General features: G+C 68.9%; 1 protein-coding gene. It reads right to left on the minus strand.

Going from position 1 to position 798, the window contains the following annotated elements:
- Positions 1–341: 341 nt before the first annotated feature.
- On the minus strand, positions 342–798 hold a 457-nt coding region (locus tag FNQ90_RS25445; protein WP_323380184.1), incomplete at its 5' end, for a MazG-like family protein.

Below are 798 nucleotides of genomic sequence, written 5' to 3' on the forward strand. Positions count from 1 at the left end.
GTAGGCGTTCGAAGGGAGCCGGCGGGGTGGTGGTCGGAGGACGGGGTTCCGAATCGGCGGGGCGGCTGGGCTTGGAGTGGTATGCCCCTGACTCCACGGAGTTGGGACACCTCACGGGCTCTGCGAAACTCGGGGCCACGCAACCACCTCGAACCCATCCAACTCCTCCGGGAGTTGGTCGCGGGGATCACCCCGTGGGTGGGCGGAGCAGCCGACAGACCCGGGACCCGGCCCGCTACCGAGGGCAGGAACCTGCGGCTCGACACCGGGGCCGTCACTCCTCCGGGCGTCCGTCTCCTGGCGGGGCGGACGGGGTTCCTCCGCCCGTCTCGGGAGCACACTCACCGTGGAATCGGGGTGAGGGAGCCGGGTGTCTCCCGGGCGTGGTCGGCCGGTTCTCCGCCTTCCGGTAGGACCCGGTCGACAAGCTGCCGGACTCGCTCCTCCAGCACCCCGGCAGCGTTGGGTGTACAGGTCGCGAGGGCAACCATGCTTGTCACGATCACGTCGCACAGTTCCTTGTTGACGTCGTCCCACGTGTGTGACTCGCCCTTGCGCGGGTTGGCGCCCATCGCGCCGTGCAGCGCCTCGGAAACCTCTCCGAACTCCTCGCCGATTTTCAGTACGCGCCAGAGTTTGACGTTGTCGGCGAGCGCCGGGGTGGTCTCGGCGTCCAGCCACTCACGCAGTCGTTCCACCTGGCGCCACAGGGCCTCATCCATGGGGTTCTTCCTCTGGTCGTAACGGGTCTCAGAACAGCGCCGGTGTCGGCCGGGGGACGGGAGGGGAGTCGGCACG

This window comes from Streptomyces alkaliphilus (assembly GCF_014141535.1).
Taxonomy (GTDB): Bacteria; Actinomycetota; Actinomycetes; order Streptomycetales; family Streptomycetaceae; genus Streptomyces; species Streptomyces alkaliphilus.